The 18,286-nt window shown below is 69.5% G+C and carries 20 protein-coding genes; 6 read left to right on the top strand and 14 right to left on the bottom strand.

What is annotated here, in order from left to right; translation table 11 throughout:
• Positions 1-24 precede the first annotated feature (24 nt).
• The gene (locus HHL11_RS19850) at positions 25-1,461 is read right to left on the bottom strand and encodes an amidase (protein WP_169420306.1); all 1,437 of its coding nucleotides are present in this window, start codon (positions 1,459-1,461) and stop codon (positions 25-27) included.
• Positions 1,462-1,680: 219 nt separating this feature from the next.
• Between HHL11_RS19850 and HHL11_RS19845 the strand changes: the two genes are divergently transcribed.
• The gene (locus HHL11_RS19845) at positions 1,681-2,310 is read left to right on the top strand and encodes a response regulator (protein ID WP_342593249.1); all 630 of its coding nucleotides are present in this window, start codon (positions 1,681-1,683) and stop codon (positions 2,308-2,310) included.
• Here HHL11_RS19845 and HHL11_RS19840 read toward each other — a convergent pair.
• The 5 genes from HHL11_RS19840 to HHL11_RS19820 form a co-directional block, all read right to left on the bottom strand.
• Positions 2,307-3,908 carry a methyl-accepting chemotaxis protein gene (locus HHL11_RS19840; RefSeq protein ID WP_169420304.1) on the bottom strand — a complete coding sequence of 534 codons (1,602 nt, stop codon included), beginning with the start codon at positions 3,906-3,908 and terminating at the stop codon, positions 2,307-2,309. The two genes, HHL11_RS19845 and HHL11_RS19840, sit on opposite strands and share 4 nt — an antisense overlap.
• Positions 3,909-3,939: 31 nt before the next feature.
• Positions 3,940-4,362 carry a VOC family protein gene (locus tag HHL11_RS19835; RefSeq protein ID WP_169420303.1) on the bottom strand — a complete coding sequence of 141 codons (423 nt, stop codon included), beginning with the start codon at positions 4,360-4,362 and terminating at the stop codon, positions 3,940-3,942.
• A 34-nt stretch (positions 4,363-4,396) separates the two neighbouring features.
• On the bottom strand, positions 4,397-4,789 hold the full coding sequence (locus tag HHL11_RS19830) for a hypothetical protein (protein ID WP_169420302.1): 393 nt from the start codon (positions 4,787-4,789) through the stop codon (positions 4,397-4,399).
• Positions 4,790-4,841: 52 nt separating this feature from the next.
• Entirely contained in the window at positions 4,842-5,330 is a 489-nt protein-coding gene (locus HHL11_RS19825) for a cache domain-containing protein (RefSeq protein WP_169420301.1), read from the bottom strand.
• 159 nt (positions 5,331-5,489) lie between these two features.
• A complete protein-coding gene (locus HHL11_RS19820; protein ID WP_169420300.1) occupies positions 5,490-6,395 on the bottom strand; it encodes a diacylglycerol/lipid kinase family protein in 906 nt (301 codons plus the stop codon).
• Between the two features lie 106 nt (positions 6,396-6,501).
• Between HHL11_RS19820 and HHL11_RS19815 the strand changes: the two genes are divergently transcribed.
• Complete coding sequence (locus HHL11_RS19815) at positions 6,502-8,238, top strand: IlvD/Edd family dehydratase (RefSeq protein ID WP_205964497.1); 1,737 nt, start codon at positions 6,502-6,504, stop codon at positions 8,236-8,238.
• A gap of 27 nt (positions 8,239-8,265) precedes the next feature.
• Here the strand turns inward: HHL11_RS19815 and HHL11_RS19810 are convergent, their stop codons facing one another.
• Positions 8,266-8,961: an RNA polymerase sigma factor gene (locus tag HHL11_RS19810; protein ID WP_169420298.1), complete on the bottom strand. Its 696-nt coding sequence runs from the start codon at positions 8,959-8,961 to the stop codon at positions 8,266-8,268.
• A gap of 79 nt (positions 8,962-9,040) precedes the next feature.
• Between HHL11_RS19810 and HHL11_RS19805 the strand changes: the two genes are divergently transcribed.
• Complete coding sequence (locus HHL11_RS19805; RefSeq protein WP_205964495.1) at positions 9,041-9,187, top strand: DUF3096 domain-containing protein; 147 nt, start codon at positions 9,041-9,043, stop codon at positions 9,185-9,187.
• Between the two features lie 19 nt (positions 9,188-9,206).
• Here the strand turns inward: HHL11_RS19805 and HHL11_RS19800 are convergent, their stop codons facing one another.
• On the bottom strand, positions 9,207-9,986 hold the full coding sequence (locus HHL11_RS19800) for an SDR family oxidoreductase (RefSeq protein WP_169420297.1): 780 nt from the start codon (positions 9,984-9,986) through the stop codon (positions 9,207-9,209).
• 233 nt (positions 9,987-10,219) lie between these two features.
• Between HHL11_RS19800 and HHL11_RS19795 the strand changes: the two genes are divergently transcribed.
• Positions 10,220-10,636 carry a hypothetical protein gene (locus HHL11_RS19795; RefSeq protein WP_169420296.1) on the top strand — a complete coding sequence of 139 codons (417 nt, stop codon included), beginning with the start codon at positions 10,220-10,222 and terminating at the stop codon, positions 10,634-10,636.
• A gap of 7 nt (positions 10,637-10,643) precedes the next feature.
• Here the strand turns inward: HHL11_RS19795 and HHL11_RS19790 are convergent, their stop codons facing one another.
• Genes HHL11_RS19790 through hutU form a run of 6 tightly spaced genes read right to left on the bottom strand, consistent with a single transcriptional unit; the run spans position 10,644 to position 16,941 of the window.
• Complete coding sequence (locus tag HHL11_RS19790; protein ID WP_342593248.1) at positions 10,644-11,129, bottom strand: NUDIX hydrolase; 486 nt, start codon at positions 11,127-11,129, stop codon at positions 10,644-10,646.
• Between the two features lie 19 nt (positions 11,130-11,148).
• Positions 11,149-11,934: an ABC transporter ATP-binding protein gene (locus HHL11_RS19785; RefSeq protein ID WP_169420295.1), complete on the bottom strand. Its 786-nt coding sequence runs from the start codon at positions 11,932-11,934 to the stop codon at positions 11,149-11,151.
• Positions 11,931-12,710, bottom strand: a complete 780-nt coding sequence (locus HHL11_RS19780; protein ID WP_169420294.1) for an ABC transporter permease subunit — start codon at positions 12,708-12,710, stop codon at positions 11,931-11,933. Before HHL11_RS19780 ends, HHL11_RS19785 begins: the two co-directional genes overlap by 4 nt.
• Positions 12,707-13,648, bottom strand: a complete 942-nt coding sequence (locus HHL11_RS19775) for an ABC transporter substrate-binding protein (RefSeq protein WP_169420293.1) — start codon at positions 13,646-13,648, stop codon at positions 12,707-12,709. The genes HHL11_RS19780 and HHL11_RS19775 overlap by 4 nt, the downstream gene beginning before the upstream one ends.
• Before the next feature lie 41 nt (positions 13,649-13,689).
• The gene (gene hutH / locus HHL11_RS19770) at positions 13,690-15,240 is read right to left on the bottom strand and encodes a histidine ammonia-lyase (RefSeq protein WP_169420292.1); all 1,551 of its coding nucleotides are present in this window, start codon (positions 15,238-15,240) and stop codon (positions 13,690-13,692) included.
• The gene (gene hutU, locus HHL11_RS19765) at positions 15,241-16,941 is read right to left on the bottom strand and encodes a urocanate hydratase (protein WP_169420291.1); all 1,701 of its coding nucleotides are present in this window, start codon (positions 16,939-16,941) and stop codon (positions 15,241-15,243) included.
• A gap of 71 nt (positions 16,942-17,012) precedes the next feature.
• On the opposite strand from hutU, the gene hutC reads away from it, so the two are divergent.
• Positions 17,013-17,726 (top strand): histidine utilization transcriptional repressor HutC, encoded by a 714-nt coding sequence (gene hutC / locus HHL11_RS19760; RefSeq protein ID WP_169420290.1) that lies wholly within the window; start codon positions 17,013-17,015, stop codon positions 17,724-17,726.
• On the top strand, positions 17,723-18,274 hold the full coding sequence (locus tag HHL11_RS19755; protein ID WP_169420289.1) for a HutD/Ves family protein: 552 nt from the start codon (positions 17,723-17,725) through the stop codon (positions 18,272-18,274). The genes hutC and HHL11_RS19755 overlap by 4 nt, the downstream gene beginning before the upstream one ends.
• Positions 18,275-18,286 lie beyond the last annotated feature (12 nt).

Here is an 18,286-nt window from a genome sequence, read left to right as displayed (position 1 = left end):
GCCCGCCCACAATGCGGGCAGACCTCAGGCGGGCGGGCGCCGTTGCGTCCAGCCCGCAGCCTGCTCGTAGGCACGGGCCAGCGCCAGCACCGGCAAGTCCGCGCGTGCGGGCCCTGCGAACTGCATGCCCATGGGCAGGCCGCCGGGGCCGAAGCCCACCGGCACGTTGCACACGGGCAGGCCGGCCAGCGTGAAGGGCGTGACGATCTCCATCCAGCGGTGGTAGGTGTCCATCGCCACCCCGTTGATGCTCTCCGGCCAGCGCAGGTCGACGTCGAAGGGGAAGACCTGCGCGGTCGGCGCCACCACGACGTCGTAGCGCTCGAACAGGCGCCGGAAGGCCTGGTACACGGAGGAACGCGCCACGGTGGCCTGGTACAGCTGCGCCGCGGTGAGCGCGAAGCTCTGCTCCACTTCCCAGCGCGCTTCGGGCTTGAGCAGTTCGCGCAGCCGCTCCTGTGCATACAGCGGGCCCAGCTTGCCGCCCACCAGCATCTGCCGCAAGCGCAGCCAGGCGCTCCAGTTCTGCTCGCGCGCAACCTCGAGCGTGCAGGGCTCGACTTCGCAGCCCAGGCCTTCCAGCACCTGCAGCCCCTGCTCGCACAGTTCGCGGATGCCGGGTTCCAGCGGCAGGTCCGGCCAGAGGCTGCCCAGCCAGCCGATGCGCTTGCCGCGGGCGCAGGCGATCGGGTCCGCGGCATCGGCATCGGGCAAGGTCTCTGCCAGCGACAGCGGCGCGCGCGCGTCCCAGCCCGCCATCGTGCTTAGCAAGCGCGCCACGTCTTCCACCGTGCGCGCCATTGGGCCTTCGGTACCCAGTTGCTGGAAGAAGACATCGTCGGCGGGCGCGGCAGGCACCCGGCCGCGCGAAGGCCGGAAACCGATCACGTTGTTGAAGGCCGCCGGGTTGCGCAGCGAGCCACCCATGTCGCTCCCGTCCGCTACTGGCAGCAGGCCCAGCGCCAGCGCGACGGCCGCGCCTCCGCTGCTGCCGCCCGCCGTCTTCTCAGGGTTCCAGGCATTGCGGGTGGCACCGAACACGGGATTGAAGGTGTGGGACCCCAGTCCAAACTCAGGCGTATTGGTCTTGCCGATGAGGATGGCACCCGCCCCGCGCATGCGTTGCACGAACACCGCATCCTCGGCCGGGTGGCGCAGTCCGACAGCGGGTGAACCCAGCGTGGTGGGCAGGCCACGCACGTCGCTCAGGTCCTTCACCGCGAGCGGAAAGCCGTGCAGCCAACCCATCCGCTCGCCGCGGGCGAGCTGGGCATCGCGCTCGTCGGCTTCGGCCAGCAGGGCGTCCCCGTCGCGCAGCGAGACGATGGCGTTGTGGACGGGGTTGAGGCGGCCGATGCGGTCCAGGGTGGCCTGCATCAGCTCGCGACAGGAAAGCTGGCGGGTTGCGATGCAGCGCGCCAGGCGGGTGGCATCCAGGGCAAGCAGGGTGTCCGGAGTCATGGTTGGGAGATGGAATTGCGGATATGGCGGAGTCGACGCGAACTGACGATGTGGTCCTACGGCACTGTAGGACACGAACTACGGTACCGGTACGCGGCATCTCCTAACTTGCAGTGGGCAGGCCACCAGGCCTCCGGGAGCAGAGCGGTGCAGCTCAACCGATTTCCGCGTCGCGACGGTCTTGACGCAGCCCAGCCGGCTCCGGGCAAGCTGTATCCGGTGCGGGTCGGGATCGCCGACGACCACCCCATCACCCGCACGGCGCTGCGCGCCTACCTCGACGAGCAGGAAGACATCCGGGTCGTGGCCGAGGCCACCTGCGGCCGCGAGGCCATCGACCTGGTGCGCACCCATCCGATGGACGTGCTGCTGCTGGACCTGGACATGCCCGGGCAGAGCGGCATCGATGCACTGGGCATGATCAAGGCCAAGGCCGAACACGTCGGCGTGCTGGTGCTCTCCGGCTATCCCGAGCACCAGTACGCGGTGCCCCTCATTCGCAACGGCGCCAGCGGCTACCTGAACAAGGCCTGCGAGCCGGCCGAGATCGCCATGGCCATCCGCAAGATCGCCCAGGGCAGCCGCTACATCACGCCGGTCGTGGCCGAACTGCTGGCCACGCAGGTGATCACGCCGCCGCAAAGCGGGCTGCACGAACAGCTGTCGGCGCGCGAACTGCAGGTGTTCCTGAAGCTGGCGCAGGGCAAGACGGCGGGCGAGGTGGCGACCGAGCTGTCGCTGAGCGCCAAGACGGTCAGCACCTACCGCGCGCGCCTGATGCTGAAGCTGCAGGCGCGGTCCAACAGCGACCTGACCTACTACGCGCTCAAGCACCGATTGCTGGACTAGGCTGCAGCCGGCGCCCGCTCGCGGTCGTGAGGCTGCTGCTTGTCGGCCTGCGACAGCTTGAACAGCGACACCGCCGCGACCAGGTTGTCCGCCTGCGTGGCGAGCCCGGTGGCGCCCTGGGCGGCCTGTTCGACCAGCGCGGCGTTGTGCTGCGTCATCCGGTCGAGGCCGGTGACGGCCTGGTTGATCTGCGCGATGCCCGCGGACTGCTCGCCCGAAGCGCCGGAGATGCGGCCCACGAGCTCGGTGACGCGGGAGATGCGCTTCACGATGTCCGCCATGCTCTCGCCGGCGGCCGCGGCGAGGGCCGCGCCGGCCTCGACCTCGCGCGCGCTTTGCTGCGTCAGCGCGCGCACCTCCCGGGCGGCCTCCGCGCTGCGCTGCGCCAGGCTGCGCACTTCCGCCGCCACCACGGCAAATCCGCGGCCGTGCTCGCCGGCGCGGGCAGCCTCCACCGCCGCATTCAAGGCGAGGATGTTCGTCTGGAAGGCGATGCCGTCGATCACGGCGTTGATCTCCGCGATCCGGCGGCTGGACGCCGTGATGCCGGCCATCGTGGCGACCATGTCGCCCACCGCCTTGCCGCCGTCCTGCGCCGCGCCGGCGGCGCTGGCGGCGACCTGTGCCGCCTCCTGGAGCGCATCGGTGCTTTCGCGCACGCTGGTCGTCATCTCCTCCATCGAGGCCGCGGTTTCCTGCAGGCTGCTGGCCTGCGATTCCGTGTGGTCCGACAAGGTCCGCGATCCCGCGGAGATGTCCGCAGTGTCCCGCTGGATATGGGCGGAAGCGGCGCGCACGTCGCCGACCATGGCGCGCATGTTCATGGACAGCTGGGTGAGCGAGCGGACCATGCGGCCGATCTCGTCGCCGCGCTTGGCCGGGAACTCCCGCGAAAGATCGCAGGCGGCGACCTGGTTGGCAAAGTGCACGGCCTCCCGCAAGGGCCGGACGATGGATCGTGACAGGAACAGGCCCGCCACCGTGGTCGCTGCTGCCAGGGCACCGGCGATCGCCAGGCTGGCTGCGCCGGTGCGATCCGGCAGTACCGCGAGCGCAGTGGCCACGCCGGCGACGTCGATCGCCAGCATCGCGGCCCAGAGATGTGCGTTCAGGCCCCAGGCGCGCCACAGCGCGCCCAGGCGGCGCCACGGCGACGCGGCCAGCACCTCGCCCTGGTGCATGGCCAGCCCGTGGCGCGTGCTCTCGCGCATGCGCCGGTACAGCGGTTCGACGCGGCGCTGTTCTGCGGCCGTGATGGGCGTGTGCACCATCAGGCTGCCGGCGTAGCGGGCGCCGGCCCAGAGCGGCATGAGGTTCAGCCGCACCCAGCGCCCGGGTCCGTCGTGATGCCGCAAGCGGATGATGCCGCTCCAGGGTTGCCGCGCGGTCAGGGTGGCCGTCATGTCCGCCACCGCCTCGGATGGCGTGTCCGCGTGCAGCATGCTGCTGGATTGCCGCCCGTGCAGCGAGGCCGGCTCGAAGCCGACGGCCTCCCCGTAAGCGGCGTTCGCGTAGGTGATCCGGTCCTTCTTGTCGCCGTACAGGACCAGCACCGCGGTGTCGTGCGCGCCGTCGAGGGAAGGATGATCCGATGCCAAACGACGCTCCTTGGACGGGCCGGCCGGGCTGCTAGCCGAGGTCGGCGAAGCCCGGGTTGAAAGCCACCTCCCAGAGGTGGCCATCGAGATCCTGGAAATAGCCCGCATAGCCGCCGTAGAAGGTGGGCTGCGCGGCCTTCACCAGCGTCGCGCCCGCAGCGGCGGCTTGCGCCATCACCGCGTCCACTTCCGCTTGCGAGGCCACGTTGTGGGCCAGCGTGAATTCGAGCGCGCTGGGCGCTTTCACCGGCAGGCCGGTGTCGGCGGCCAGGCTCTTGCGCGGCCACAAGGCGAGCTTCAGCCCGCCCTGCAGCTCGAAGAAGCAGACGGCGCCGTTCTCGAACTCCTGGCCGACGATGCCTTGCGTGCCAAGGCCGAGGCCGTCGCGGTAGAACGCGACCGCGCGCTCCAGGTCGTCGACGGCGAGGGTGATGAGCGTGATGCGGGGCTGCATCGCGCGAGACTAGCAAATCACCCGGAAGTCCGCCTCAGGGCTCCTGGCGGATCAGGTCGCGCACCGTGAACGACACGTCGCGCAGCAGCGGCTTGGCGCTGCCGGTCGTGCCGTAACCGGTGAGCTGCGCCACCGTGGCCCAGCGCTGCATCTCGCCGTCGGCCAGCTGCTTCTCGATGGCGGCACGGAAGGTGTAGACGAAGCGCGCGCGCGTGCCCTTGCCCTCGGACGTGCAGCGCAGCTCGGCGCGCAGCGCCATGTCGTTCGGCAGGTCCAGGCCGTTGGCCTTGCCCACGCGCGCTATGGCGCTCTGGAGTTCGCCGGCGCTCACCAGCGGGCAGTCCGATTCCTGCTTGATGGAATACGTGCCGGCCTGCGCGGCGCCCGCGAAGAGCAGGGCGATCGTCAGCAACGAAAGTTTTCCCATACGACTCTCCTCCTGGCCGGACCTTGCCGGCACGTTAGGCTTGCTTTTGCTCTTACTTCTTGTAGACGCCGCCGCAGACGATGGTGTCGTCCACGCGCTCGCAGTAGGCCGTCTTGGCCTCGATCTTCTTGGTCACCGGGTTGGGGAACTTGTAGTCCGTGTAGAAGCTGGGCTTGCTCTGGGCCAGCGTCACGCGTTCCTTGATGTATTCCTTGCCGTCGATGTCCTTCATCTCGATGAAGTTCTTGCCGACCATCTTCTCGTTGGTGCCGTGGGCAACGCAGGTGCCATCCAGCTTGTGCACGGCGAGGTACAGGTCGCGGTCGTGGAAGTCCTTGTTGTCGCGGTCGTTGATGGCGGCGTAGCCCTTGTCCTTGCCGTTCGCCTTGATGAAGGCGACGCCCTTCTTCACCATGGTTTCGGCTTCCTTGGCGGTCACCGCTTCGTCCTTGGCCGGGGCGGCGGTCGCGGCCCACGTGGCACCGGCGACGAGTACGGCGGCCATGGCGGTGGCGATACGGGTGGCATTCCTGGTCTTCATTCCCTGCTCCTTGATCGTTTGTTCTTGCGCGGAGAATCGTAACTAGCAGTTACCTGAAGCAACAACGCTTGTTACAACGCCCGTTCCGTCCAGGCGACGGAAGGCGGGCGGCCAGGAGCGAACGGTTACGAGTGTGGAATCGTTGATGTGGCTGCGCGGCTACGCGGAAGCCGCCGGCGCCGGCCGGATCACGCGCAGCGCGCCCGGGCGGACGCGGTAGCGCAGCGGCGTTGGCATCAGCGTCACCTCGCCGTCGGTCGCCACGCGCAGCTGGCGGTGGCCCGAGTGCACGACGAAGTCGCGGGCGCGCGCGGCGTGGAAGTCGCGTGCCTGCTGCAGCCGCCGCGACAGCGCCAGCAGCGCCAGCCACAGCAGGCCGAAGCGGCCGGTGCGCTGCGCGGTGTAGAGAGCCAGCGTGCCTTCGGCCAGGCTGCGGCGTTCGCCGATCTCGAAGCCTTCCATCTGGTACTCGTTGTTGCCGATGAAGAGGAAAGGCGTACGCACGGCGTGGCGTTCGTCGTCCAGGTCCACCTGCACGCGCAGCGCCGGATAGCGCCGCAGCGCGGAGATGCTGGCCTCCAGCAGCGCGCGCCACTTGCCGTGGCCCAGGCGCTTCTGGCGGTGCTCGCGCTCGCGCACGATGTCGGGATAGAGCCCGAGGCTCGAGTTGTTGATGAAGACGCGGCCGTTGACCTCGCCGACGTCGACGCTCTCCACCGCGCCGCGCGCGATCGCGTCCACTGCTTCGTCGCGCTCCAGCGGCATGCCCAGGTCCTTGGCGAAGTGGTTCAAGGTGCCCAGGGGCAGCACGCCCAGCGGCACCGACTGGTCGACCAGCTGCGCGGCGACCGCGCTGACGGTGCCGTCGCCGCCGCCGGCGACCACGGCTTCGGCGCCGGCTTGCAGCGCACGCCGCACTGCCGCTTCGATTTCGTCGCCACCATGCACCTGTTCGACCTGCGCCGCGATGCCGTGGCTGGCAAAGCGAGCGCGCAGTTGTTCGAGCCATTCCGGCGGGCAGCCGGTGCCGGCCTTGGCGTTGACGACGACGGAGAGGGTTCGCATGGGCAGCGCCAACGATACCCGGGCCTGGCCCCGGCTGGGCTTGCCGCAGGCGCAAGGCCGGGTAGGTCCGGGCCTACGCGCGCGCGGTCGCGGTCACAATCCGCGCATGTCCTCCTCCGATTCCCGCGGCCCCGGCGGCATGCGCAAGGGCCTCACCAACTACGGCGACGCCGGCTTCTCCCTGTTCCTGCGCAAGGCCTTCATCAAGGGCGCGGGCTACACGGACGCCACGCTGGACCGGCCCGTCATCGGCATCACCGATACCGGCAGCGGCTACAACCCCTGCCACGGCAACATGCCGCAGCTGCTGGAAGCGGTGCAGCGCGGGATCATGCTGGCCGGCGGGCTGCCGGTGAAGTTCCCCACCATCTCCATCGGCGAGAGCTTCGCGGCGCCGACCAGCATGTACCTGCGCAACCTGATGGCGATGGACACCGAGGAGATGCTGCGGGCGCAACCGATGGACGCCGTGGTGCTCATTGGCGGCTGCGACAAGACGGTGCCGGCGCAGCTGATGGGCGCGGCTTCCGCCGGCCTGCCCGCCATCCAGCTGATCACCGGTTCCATGCTCACCGGCTCGCACCGCGGCGAAGTGGTCGGCGCCTGCACCGACTGCCGGCGCTACTGGGCCAGGTTCCGCGCGGACGAAATCGACGAGCGCGAGATCGCCGACGTCAACGACCAGCTGGTGCCCAGCGTCGGCACCTGCTCGGTGATGGGCACGGCCAGCACCATGGCCTGCATCGCCGAGGCGCTGGGCATGACGGTGCCGGGCGGCGCGACGCCGCCGGCTGTCACTGCCGACCGCATGCGCGTCGCGGAGCACACCGGGCAGGTGGCCGTGCAGATCGCGAGGGAGCGGCGCACCGTCGACCAGGTGCTCACGGACAAGGCGCTCGAAAACGCAATGCGCGTGCTGCTGGCGATCGGCGGCTCGACCAACGCCATCGTGCACCTCACGGCCATCGCCGGCCGCCTGGGCTACGAAGTGGACCTGAAGGCGCTGGACCGCATGGGCCGCGAGACGCCGGTGCTGGTGGACCTGAAACCTTCGGGCGCGCACTACATGGAGCACTTCCACGCAGCCGGCGGCATGGCCACGCTGCTGCGCGAACTGAAGCCGCTGCTGCACCTGGATGCGCTGACGGTGACCGGCCGCACGCTGGGCGAGGAGCTGGAGCGCGCCCGTCCGGCGTTCCAGCAGGACGTGGTGCGGCCCTTCGCCAACCCGATCTACCCGCAGGGCGGCCTGGCCGTGCTGGAGGGCAACCTGGCCCCCGGCGGCGCCATCATCAAGCAGTCGGCGGCCGACCCGCGGCTGGTGGAGCACGAGGGCCGCGCCGTCGTCTTCGAAGGCCTGGAAGACCTGGCCAATCGCATCGACAGCGAGGACCTCGACGTGCACCCGGACGACGTGCTCGTGCTGAAGAACATCGGCCCCAAGGGCGCGCCCGGCATGCCCGAGGCCGGCTACATCCCGCTGCCGCGCAAGCTGGCGCGGCAGGGCGTGAAGGACATGGTGCGCATTTCCGATGGCCGCATGAGCGGCACGGCCTTCGGCACCATCGTGCTGCACGTGACGCCCGAGTCCGCCATTGGCGGGCCGCTGGCGCTGGTGCGCAATGGCGACCGCATCCGCCTGTCCTTGCGCAACCGCGAGATCAGCCTGCTGGTGGACGCGGCCGAACTGGCACGGCGCGCGCAGGAGCAGCCGGTGCAGGTGCCGCAGGCCGAGCGCGGCTACCGCAAGCTGTTCCTCGCAACGGTGACGCAGGCGGACAAGGGCGTGGACTTCGACTTCCTGGCGGCGGCAGAAGTGAAGGGGAAAGTGCCGCGGGTGTGAGAGCTGGGGTCGCTGCGCGAACCCAGCCTACGGGGTTTCCTGTGCGATCCGCCGCAGCACCGTCGCCACGATGCGGTCGCAGCGGGCGCCGGCGAAGGAGAAGGCGTCGTCGATCGCGAAGTCGAGTTCGCGCTCCAGCGCCGTGCGCAGTAGCGCCCGGGCCCGGAAGAAGCGCGTGCGCACGGTGGCGGCCGGCACCTGCAGCGCCGCGGCCACTTCCTCCACGTTCATCTCCTCCACCGCACGCAGCATGAACACGGTGCGGAACTGCTCGGGCAGCTGGTCGATGTGCGTTTCGACGATGCGCCGCAACTCGCCGCGCAGGGCGGCCTGTTCCGGGTCGTGGGCCGCTGCCGCGGCCGGGTCGGCGGCTTCTTCCGTGACCTCATCCGGTTCGGCCAGCGCCGCGGGCCCGATCGGCACGACGGCCGTGCGGCTGCGGCGCAGCCGGCCCAGCGCTTCGTTCATCACGATGCGCACCAGCCAGGTGGACAGTTGCGAATCGCCACGGAAGCCGGGCAGGGCGCGCCAGGCCTTCAGGTAGGCCTCCTGCACGACTTCCTCGCTTTCGGGGTCGTTGCGCAGCACGCTGCGGGCGGTCCGGAACAGCAGGCGGTTGTGGCGGCGCATCAGCGCCTCGAAGGCGCGGGCATCGCCGGCGGCGGCGCGCTGGCGCAGCGCCTCGTCGTCAGCGCGCAGGGCAGGGTCGGAATTCAGGCTCATCGTTTTGCGGCTTTGTCCGGCATACGATGCGCCCCGCGGCGCTGGCGTTCCCGCCATACTGCCGGCGGGAGAAAAAATCATGCCCTACATCCAGCACATCGGCCCCATCACCGCCATCATCGCCGGCATCCTGATCCTGATCATGCCCCGGCTGCTGAACTACATCATCGCCATCTACCTGATCATCACGGGCCTGGTCGGCCTGGGGACCATCAGCTTCCACTGAGCCGGTCCCCGGCGGATCTTCAGGTCGGGCCGCCGGCGTGCTGGGCGTAGAGCTTCTGCATGCCGCCGAGCCAGCGGTCGTAGTCCTGGCCCTTGGCCTGGAAATACTTCGCCACCTCGGGGTGCGGCAGCGCCAGGAATTTTTCCTCGCGCATGGCCTGCACCACGACCTCGCCCACCTGCTCGGGCGTCAGCACGCCGTTGATGCCGGCCGAGCCGGTGCCGTCGCGCGTCATGTCGGTCTGCACGCTTTGCGGGCACAGGCAGGACACCCGCACGCCCTTGCGGCCATAGGCGATGCGCAGCCATTCGGCGATGGCCACCGCGGCGTGCTTGGTGACGCCGTAGGGCGCGGATTCCACGATGTTCAGCAGGCCGGCGGCCGAGGCCGTCACCAGGAAGTAGCCTTCGCCGCGCTCCACCATCTCGGGGACGACGGCGCGCGCCGCCCACACGTGGGCCATGCCATGCACTTGCCACATCTTTTCCCAGAGCGCGTCTTCCAGCTCGACGCCGCCCAGCCGGCCGAGGATGCCGGCGTTGGAGAAATAGATGTCGATGCGGCCGAAGCGCTCGCGCGCCAGCCGCACCAGTTCCTGGATGTCGGCTTCGCGGCTGACGTCGCAGCGCACCGCCAGCGCCTGGGCGCCGATGCCGCGGGCCACGCCTTCGGCCCGCTCGAAGTTCATGTCGGCCACCACCACGCCGCGGGCGCCTTCGCGCGCGAAGCGCTCCGCCAGGCCCGCGCCGATGCCGCTCGCGCCGCCGGTGATGACGGCCACCTTGTCCCTGATTTCCATGCAGACTCCTTGGGAAGCTTCGCGCCGAGTATCCCCCGCCGCCCCCGCCACGCCCAGCCACCCCGGCGACACCTCGAGCTCGACCAGTCAGCCAACGCGCCACCATGCCCGGCGATGCCGCCTGCACCGGCCGGGTACGACTTCCGACAGCAGCGCGACGCGGCCGTCCTACGTGCCGCCGCCATGGGCCTCGTGATCATTGGATCCAGCAAAGACAAAACGGAGCCATGGCCATGAATGCCATCGAACAGGGATATTGGGCAGAACAGGCGGACGAACCCGAGGTGCGGATCGATGGTCGCATCGACCCCGCCGTGCACGACGCGTATTGGCAGAGCGTGTTCTGGGGCGAGGCCTACTACCGCAGCGACCGCGGGTACGACGACTATGCGCCGGCCTATTGCGTGGGCTACATCGGCTACGCGCAGTACGGCGGCTCATTCGACGACGCCGAGAAATCCCTGTGCGCCAACTGGTTCCGGATCAAGGGCGATTCCCGCCTGGAACCGGACGAAGCCCTGCAGGCCATCCGGGCCGCCTGGGACCACGCCGAGCGCGGCCAGGTCGCCATGGAGGAAGAGGACGAGGAACTGCCTGCCGCCTCCGCCCGCCGCGCGCCTGCGCGGTCCCGGCAACTGGCGACGGCCTGACGACGATCTAGGCGGGGGCCAAGCCCGCCTGCGTGGCGAGCAGCCTTTCGAGCGCGTCCACGAAAGGCGCCTGGCCCGCCAGCAGCTTCGCCCGCGCAGCGTCGAAGCCGAACCATCCCAGCCGGTCCACCTCGGGGAAGGATTGCAGCCGGCCCGAGCGCGGCGGCCATTCCATCTCGAACAGGTTGCTGTGCAGGCCCTTGGGGTCGACGTCGCCCTCGCAGGCCCAGGCGGTGATGCGCTTGCCGCTGCGCTGGCGCAGTTCACCCAGCAGCTGGAAGGGCGGGGCGGCGAGGAAGCCGGTCTCCTCCTCGAACTCGCGCTGCGCAGCGGCCAGCGAGTCCTCGCCCTCGCAGACCGCGCCTTTGGGGAGCGTCCAGGCGCCGGCGTCGCGGGCGGCCCAGAAGGGACCGCCCGGATGCGCAATGAGAACTTCCACGCCGGCCGGTCGGCGGCGGTACATCAGCAAGCCGGCGCTGCGGACAATGGCCACGCCGCGAGTGTAGCGAGGTTCAGGCTGTGGCCAGTCCGGCCGCGCGCCGTACTTCGACGCGGATCTCCTCGGTGAGCCGCGCTTTCAGCTGCATGAAAGGCGCGGTGGTCTTCATCGCGTAGTGGCGCGGATGCGCCAGCGGCACCGGCAGGTCGCACTTGATGCGCCCCGGCCGCGCGCTCATCACCACCACCCGGTTGGCCATGAAGATGGACTCGTCGATGTCGTGCGTGACGAACAGCACCGTCTTGCGCTGCTCCTCCCAGATCCCGAGCAGCAACTCCTGCATCAGCTCGCGCGTCTGGTGGTCCAGCGCGCCGAAGGGTTCGTCCATGAGCAGGATACGTGGGTCATTGGCGAGCGCGCGCGCCAGCGCCGTGCGCTGCTGCATGCCGCCCGAAAGCTGCCGCGGAAAGTGCTGCTCGAAATCCTGCAGCCCCACGCGCGCGATGAAATGCCGCGCGATCTCGACCTGCCGCGGCAGCGGCAGGCCCTTCTCCCGCAAGCCGAAGCAGACGTTCTGCAGCACCGTCAGCCAGGGGAACAGCGTGTAGCTCTGGAACACCATGCCGCGGTCCGCGCCCGGGCCGGCCACCGGCTTGCCATCGAGCGAGATGATCCCGCTGGTCGGCGTGTCCAGCCCCGCCACCATGCGCAGCAGCGTGCTCTTGCCGCAGCCCGAAGGCCCGAGGATGGTAATGAAATCGTTCTCCTGCACCAGCAGGTCGGTCGCCTCCAGGGCCACGGTGCCGCCGCCCTTGCCGGCGAAGGTCTTGGCGACCCCGCTGACCTGCAGGATGCTCATCGCGCGATCTGGGCCCATGGGAACAGCTTCCGGTTGAAGGCCTTGAAGGCGAAGTCCGTCACCAGACCGATCAGCCCGATCACGATGATGCCGAAGATGATCTGGTCCGTCGCCAGCAGCGCCTGGCTGTCGGTGATCATGTGGCCGATGCCGCTGGATGCGCCGATCAGCTCCGCCACGATCACGTAGGTCCAGGCCCAGCCCAGCACCATGCGCAGGGTCTCGGCGACTTCCGGCGCGCTGGAAGGCAGCAGCACGCGGGCGACGATGCCCTGGTCCCTCGCGCCCAGCGTGTACGCCGCCTCCACCAGGTCGCGGCGCGTGTTGCCCACGCTCACCGCGATCATCAGCACTAGCTGGAAGAAGGAGCCGATGAAGATCACCGCCAGTTTCTGCGCCTCGCCAATGCCGGCCCACAGGATCAGGAGCGGGATGAAGGCGGACGCAGGCAGGTAGCGGGCGAAGCTGACGAAAGGCTCGAAGAAGGCTTCCACCGGCTTGTACGCGCCCATCGCGACGCCCAGCGGCACGGCGAACAACGCGGCGATGGCGAAGCCGCCGACCACGCGCCAGACCGTCATGCCGATGTCCTTGCCGAACCCTTGGTGCACCAGCAGGTCGAAGCCGGACTTCACCATCGTCAGCGGGTCGGCCAGGAAGGTCTTCGACACCCAGCCGCTCAAGGTCGCCGCGGCCCACACCGCGAAGAACAGGGCGAAGAAGGCGAAGCCCAGCGCGAGCCGCGCGCCGGGCCGTACGGGTTGCAGCGGCCTCACTGGATGAAGCGCGTGTCCGTCAGCTTGGCGAGATCGGGCACCTGCTTGATGATGCCGGCCTCCAGCAGCAGGTCCGCGGCCTCCTTGCTGAAGGCGGCGTGCTCGCCGGTGAAGAACTTCTGGTTGGCCGCCTTGTCCTGCCAGCGCAGGTACTTCTGGCTGGCCTCGAAGTCGGCGCCGCTTTGCTTGACGTCGGCGCCCATGATGTCGAAGCTCTTCTTCGGCTCCTTCTGGATCATGTCGACGGCCTCGAAGTAGCTGTCGGCCAGGGCCTTGGCCGCCTTCGGGTTGTCGGCCAGGAACCTGGGCGTGCAGCCGAAGGTGTCCATCACCATCGGGTAGTCCAGCGTGGTGGCGATGATCTTGCCGGCCTCCGGCTTGGCGCGCACCGCGGAAAGGTACGGCTCGTAGGTCATCGCTGCGTCGACGCCCGCGGCGCCGGCGATGATCGCGTTGGCGGCCGGCTGCGGCTCGAGGTTCACCACCTTCACGTCCTTGGTCGACAGGCCGTTCTTCTTCAGCATCCAGGCCAGCGCGAAGTAGGGCGAGGTGCCCGGGGCGCTGGCGGCGACCGTCTTGCCCTTCAGGTCGGTGATCTTCGCGATGCCGGGCTTGACCACCATGCCGTCGGCGCCATAGCTCTTGTCCAGCTGGAAGATCTGGATGCCGGGCACGCCGTTGGCCGTCCACACCACCCAGGTTTCCACGGTCGTCGCGGCGCACTGGATGTCGCCCGAGGCGAGCGCCAGGTGGCGGTCCTTCTGCGGGATCTTCTTGATGTCGACGTCCAGCCCGTGCTTCTTGAAGATGCCGGCCTCCTTGGCCAGCGTCAGCGGCGCGAAGCCGGTCCAGCCCGAGATGCCTACGGCCACTTTGGTGTCCTGCGCCTGCGCCGCGGCGGCCAGGGCGAAGAGGGAGAGCGCGAACAGCTTCTTCATGGTTACCTCCGGTGGGATGTGGTCCAGACTCTATGCACGGCTCATGCCAGGCGCAATGCGTGCAATTCCGGAATGCGGTGCTCGGTGGCGTGGCCGATGTCGCCGCTGCAAACGAGATGGTGCACGGCGGCGATGTCGCGCGCCAGGCTGCGGTCGGCCGGCATGGCGGGCGAGATGCTGCGCACCAGGCGCAGCACGCCTTCCAGCGCCGGGGCGCTTTCGAGCGGCCGCAGGAACTCGATGCCCTGGGCCGCCGCGAGCAGCTCGATGGCGACGATATGGGCCGTGTTCTCCAGCATGGCGCGCAGCCGCCGCGCGGCGAAGGTGGCCATGCTCACGTGGTCCTCCTGGTTGGCGGAGGTCGGCAGGCTGTCGACGCTGGCCGGGTGCGCCAGCGACTTGTTCTCGGAGGCGAGAGCCGCCGCCGTCACGTGCACGATCATGAAGCCCGAGTTGAGGCCCGGATCGGAGGTCAGGAAGGGCGGCAGGCGCGACACCACCGTGTCCACCAGCATCGCCACGCGCCGTTCGGCGATGGCGCCGATCTCCGCGATGGCCACCGCCAGGGCGTCAGCGGCCAGCGCCACCGGTTCGGCGTGGAAGTTGCCGCCGGACAGCATCTGGCCTTCCGAGGCGAAGACCAGCGGGTTGTCGGTGACGGCGTTGGCTTCGCGCTCCAGCACCTGCGCGGCGTAGCGCATCTGGTCCAGGCAGGCGCCCATCACCTGCGGCTGGCAGCGCAGGCAGTACGGGTCCTGCACGCGGTCGTCCCCTTCGAGGTGCGAGCGGCGGATGGCGCTGCCCACGAGCAGGGCGCGATAGGCCGCGGCGCACTGGCTCTGGCCTGGTTGGCCACGCACCGCGTGGATGCGCGGGTCGAAGGGCCCGTCGCTGCCGCGGGCCGCGTCCAGCGTCAGCGCGCCGGTGATCACGGCCGCCTCGAAGATGCGGTCGGCCGAGAGCAGGGCGTCGAGCGCCAGCGCGGTCGAGACCTGGGTGCCGTTGATCAGGGCCAGGCCTTCCTTGGCGCCCAGCTGCAGCGGCTGCAGGCCGGCGCGTTCCAGCGCCTGGCCGCCGGTCACGCGTTCGCCCTGGAAGAAGGCCTCGCCCTCGCCGATGAGGGGCAGCGACAGGTGGGCGAGCGGCGCCAGGTCGCCCGAAGCGCCGACCGAACCCTGGCAGGGAATGACGGGCGTGATGCCGGCGTTGTGCAGGGCCAGCAGGGCGTCGACGACTTCCTCGCGCACGCCGGAGTAGCCGCGCGCCAGGCTGGCCGCCTTCAGCAGCAGCACGAGGCGCACCACGCGCTCGGACAGCGGCTCGCCGACACCGACCGCGTGCGAGCGCAGCAGCTTCAGCTGCAGCAGCGCGAGGTCCTCGCGGGCGATGCGCTTCATCGCCAGCTTGCCGAAACCGGTGTTGACGCCATAGACCGGCGCATCGCCTTGCGTGGCGTCCTGCACCAATGCGGCGCTGGCGCGGATGGCGGCGCGGCACGAGGGATCGAGCTGCACCGGCAGCCGTTCCGGGCCGCTGAGGCGGCGCAATTGGCTCAGGGCGAGCTCACCAGGGATCAGTATTTCTTGGGTCATTCAGAGCATCGGCAGGTTCAAACCGTTCTCGCGCGCGCATTCGATCGCGCTCTCGTAGCCCGCATCCGCATGCCGCATCACGCCGGTCGCCGGATCGTTGAACAGCACGCGCTGGATCTTCTCGTCGGCCTCCGTAGTGCCGTCGCACACCATCACCACCCCGGCATGCTGCGAATAGCCCATGCCGACGCCGCCGCCATGGTGCAGGCTGACCCAGGTCGCGCCGCTGGCCGTATTGAGCAGGGCGTTCAGCAGCGGCCAGTCGCTGACCGCGTCGCTGCCGTCGCGCATCGCCTCGGTCTCGCGGTTGGGCGAAGCCACCGAGCCGCTATCGAGGTGGTCGCGCCCGATGACAACGGGCGCCTTCAGCTCGCCCTTGCGCACCATCTCGTTGAAGGCGAGGCCGGCCAGGTGCCGCTCGCCCAGGCCGATCCAGCAGATGCGCGCCGGCAGGCCCTGGAAGGCGATGCGCTCGCCGGCCATGTCCAGCCAGCGGTGTAGGGATGCGTTCTGCGGGAACAGCTCTCTCAGCTTGGCGTCGGTCTTGCGGATGTCTTCCGGGTCGCCCGAGAGCGCGACCCAGCGGAAGGGGCCGACGCCGCGGCAGAACAGCGGCCGGATATAGGCTGGTACGAAGCCGGGATAGTCGAAGGCGTTGGCCACGCCGAAGTCCTGCGCCACCTGGCGCAGGTTGTTGCCGTAATCCACCGTGGGCACGCCCATGGCGTGGAAGTCCAGCATCGCACGCACGTGCTGCGCGCAGGATTCGCCGGCGGCCTGCTTCAGCGCGGCGTGCTGCGCCGGGTCCTTCTGCGCCGCCTGCCACTGCGCCACGCTCCAGCCCGCGGGCAGGTAGCCATTGATGATGTCGTGGGCCGAGGTCTGGTCGGTGACGATGTCCGGACGCGGTCCGCCGGCTTTGGCGCGCTTTACCAGTTCCGGCACGATCTCCGCCGCGTTGCCGCACAGTCCGATGGAGACCGCTTCCTTGCGCTGCGTGTGATGCTTGATCAGCGCCAGCGCCTCGTCCAGGTCCTTGGCCTGCTTGTCCAGGTAGCGCGTGCGCAGGCGGAAGGCTATCCGCGATTGCTGGCATTCGATGTTGAGCGAGCAGGCACCGGCGAAGGAAGCGGCCAGCGGCTGCGCGCCGCCCATGCCGCCCAGGCCCGCGGTCAGCACCCAGCGGCCGGCGAGCTCGCCGCCATAGTGCTGACGGCCCGCTTCGGCAAAGGTCTCGTAAGTGCCTTGCACGATGCCCTGGGTGCCGATGTAGATCCAGCTGCCCGCCGTCATCTGGCCGAACATCATCAGGCCCTTGCGATCCAGCTCGTTGAAGTGCTCCCAGGTGGCCCACTTCGGCACCAGGTTGGAGTTGGCAATGAGCACCCGCGGCGCGCCGGCATGGGTGCGGAACACGCCCACCGGCTTGCCGGACTGCACCAGCAGCGTCTCGTCCGGCTGCAGCTTCTTCAGGGTGGCGAGGATGGCCTCGAAGGCCGGCCAGTTGCGCGCCGCCTTGCCGATGCCGCCGTAGACCACCAGCGCGTCCGGGTTCTCGGCGACCGCCGGGTCCAGGTTGTTCTGGATCATGCGGAAGGCCGCTTCGATCTGCCAGTTGGCGCAACTGAGCTGCGGGCCTTGCGGCGCCTTCACGGGGCGAGGGCCGGCGGCGAGGTGGGGTGTCCCGGAAGGGTCGGACATGGCGGCTCCTGGATTTGCGAGGCATCGTACTTGTCTATACAACTTCGTGTCAATCGGGTTATGCTTGGCACATGGCCAAGGATGAAGCAGTACCCGCCTACGAGCAGGTGAAGACCTGGGTCCGGCAGCACATCGCCAGCGGCGAATGGCGGCCCGGTGATGCCGTGCCCAGCGAAGCGGCGCTGATGGAACAGTTCGCGATCAGCCGCATGACGGCCAACCGCGCGCTGCGCGAGCTGGCCGCCGAGGGGCTGGTGACGCGCCAGCAAGGCTCGGGCACGCGCGTGGCCCAGCTGCACCGCATCTCGTCGCGGCTCGTCATCCGCGACATCCACGAAGAGGTGGCCGAGCGCGGCCATGTGCACACCACGCGCGTGCTGCTGGCCGAGGAGGAGCGCGCGACGCCCGAGCTGGCGCAGGCCCTGGGCCTGCGCAAGGGCGCGCGGGTCTTCCACACGGTGCTGGTGCACGCGGAGAATGGCGTTCCCATCCAGCACGAGGACCGTTACGTGAACCCGGCAGCCGCGCCCGATTACCTGAACACCGATTTCACCCGCGTGTCGCCCACGCTGCATCTGCTGGAGCACGCGCCCTTGACCGAAGCCAGCTACTGCATCGAGGCTTGCCTGCCCACGGCGGAGGAAGCCAGGGAGCTGGGCATCCGCCGCAGCGAGCCCTGCCTCAGCATGAAGCGGCGCACCGTCAGCGGCGCCCATGTCGCCAGCGTCGCGCGCCTGGTCTATCCGGGCACGCGCTACAGCATCGCGGGGCAGTTCCAGGCATGAGCTGGAATCTCGTCTCCCTCGCCAAGGTGCCGGCGACGCCCTGGCGCAACGGTGGCGGCGTCACGCGCGAACTGCTGGCCTGGCCTTCGGCGCAGGATTGGCAGGTGCGGCTGTCCGTCGCCGACGTCGAGCGCGACGGACCTTTCTCCGCCTTTCCCGGCATCGAGCGTTCGTTCGCCGTGATCGAAGGCATGGGCGTCGAGCTGCGCTTCGCCGGCCAGGCCAAGCTGGTGGCGATGGGCGTGCCGATCCGCTTCGACGGCGGCCTGGCCACGCATTGCACGCTGCCGGCCGGCCCGACGCGCGACATCAACCTGATGGCGCCGCCCGGCAAGGGCCAGCTGAAGCCGCTGGTGCCGGGCAACCGGGTGGCGGCCAAGGGCCGGCGGCTGCTCGGCTTCTATGCGCACCATGACGCCTGCGCCTTGCTGTGGCAGGGCGTGGAGCTGGAACTGCCGCCGTTCACGCTGGCCTGGCGGCTGCACGAGGGCGAAGCCCAGGGCCAGCTGCGTGGCGGCGCGGGCTGGTGGTGGGAGGTCGAACTGTGAGCTTGCGGGCCT

The sequence above is a fragment of the Ramlibacter agri genome, from assembly GCF_012927085.1.
Taxonomy (GTDB): domain Bacteria; phylum Pseudomonadota; class Gammaproteobacteria; order Burkholderiales; family Burkholderiaceae_C; genus Ramlibacter; species Ramlibacter agri.
This window is presented reverse-complemented; position numbering and strand designations above follow the sequence as displayed.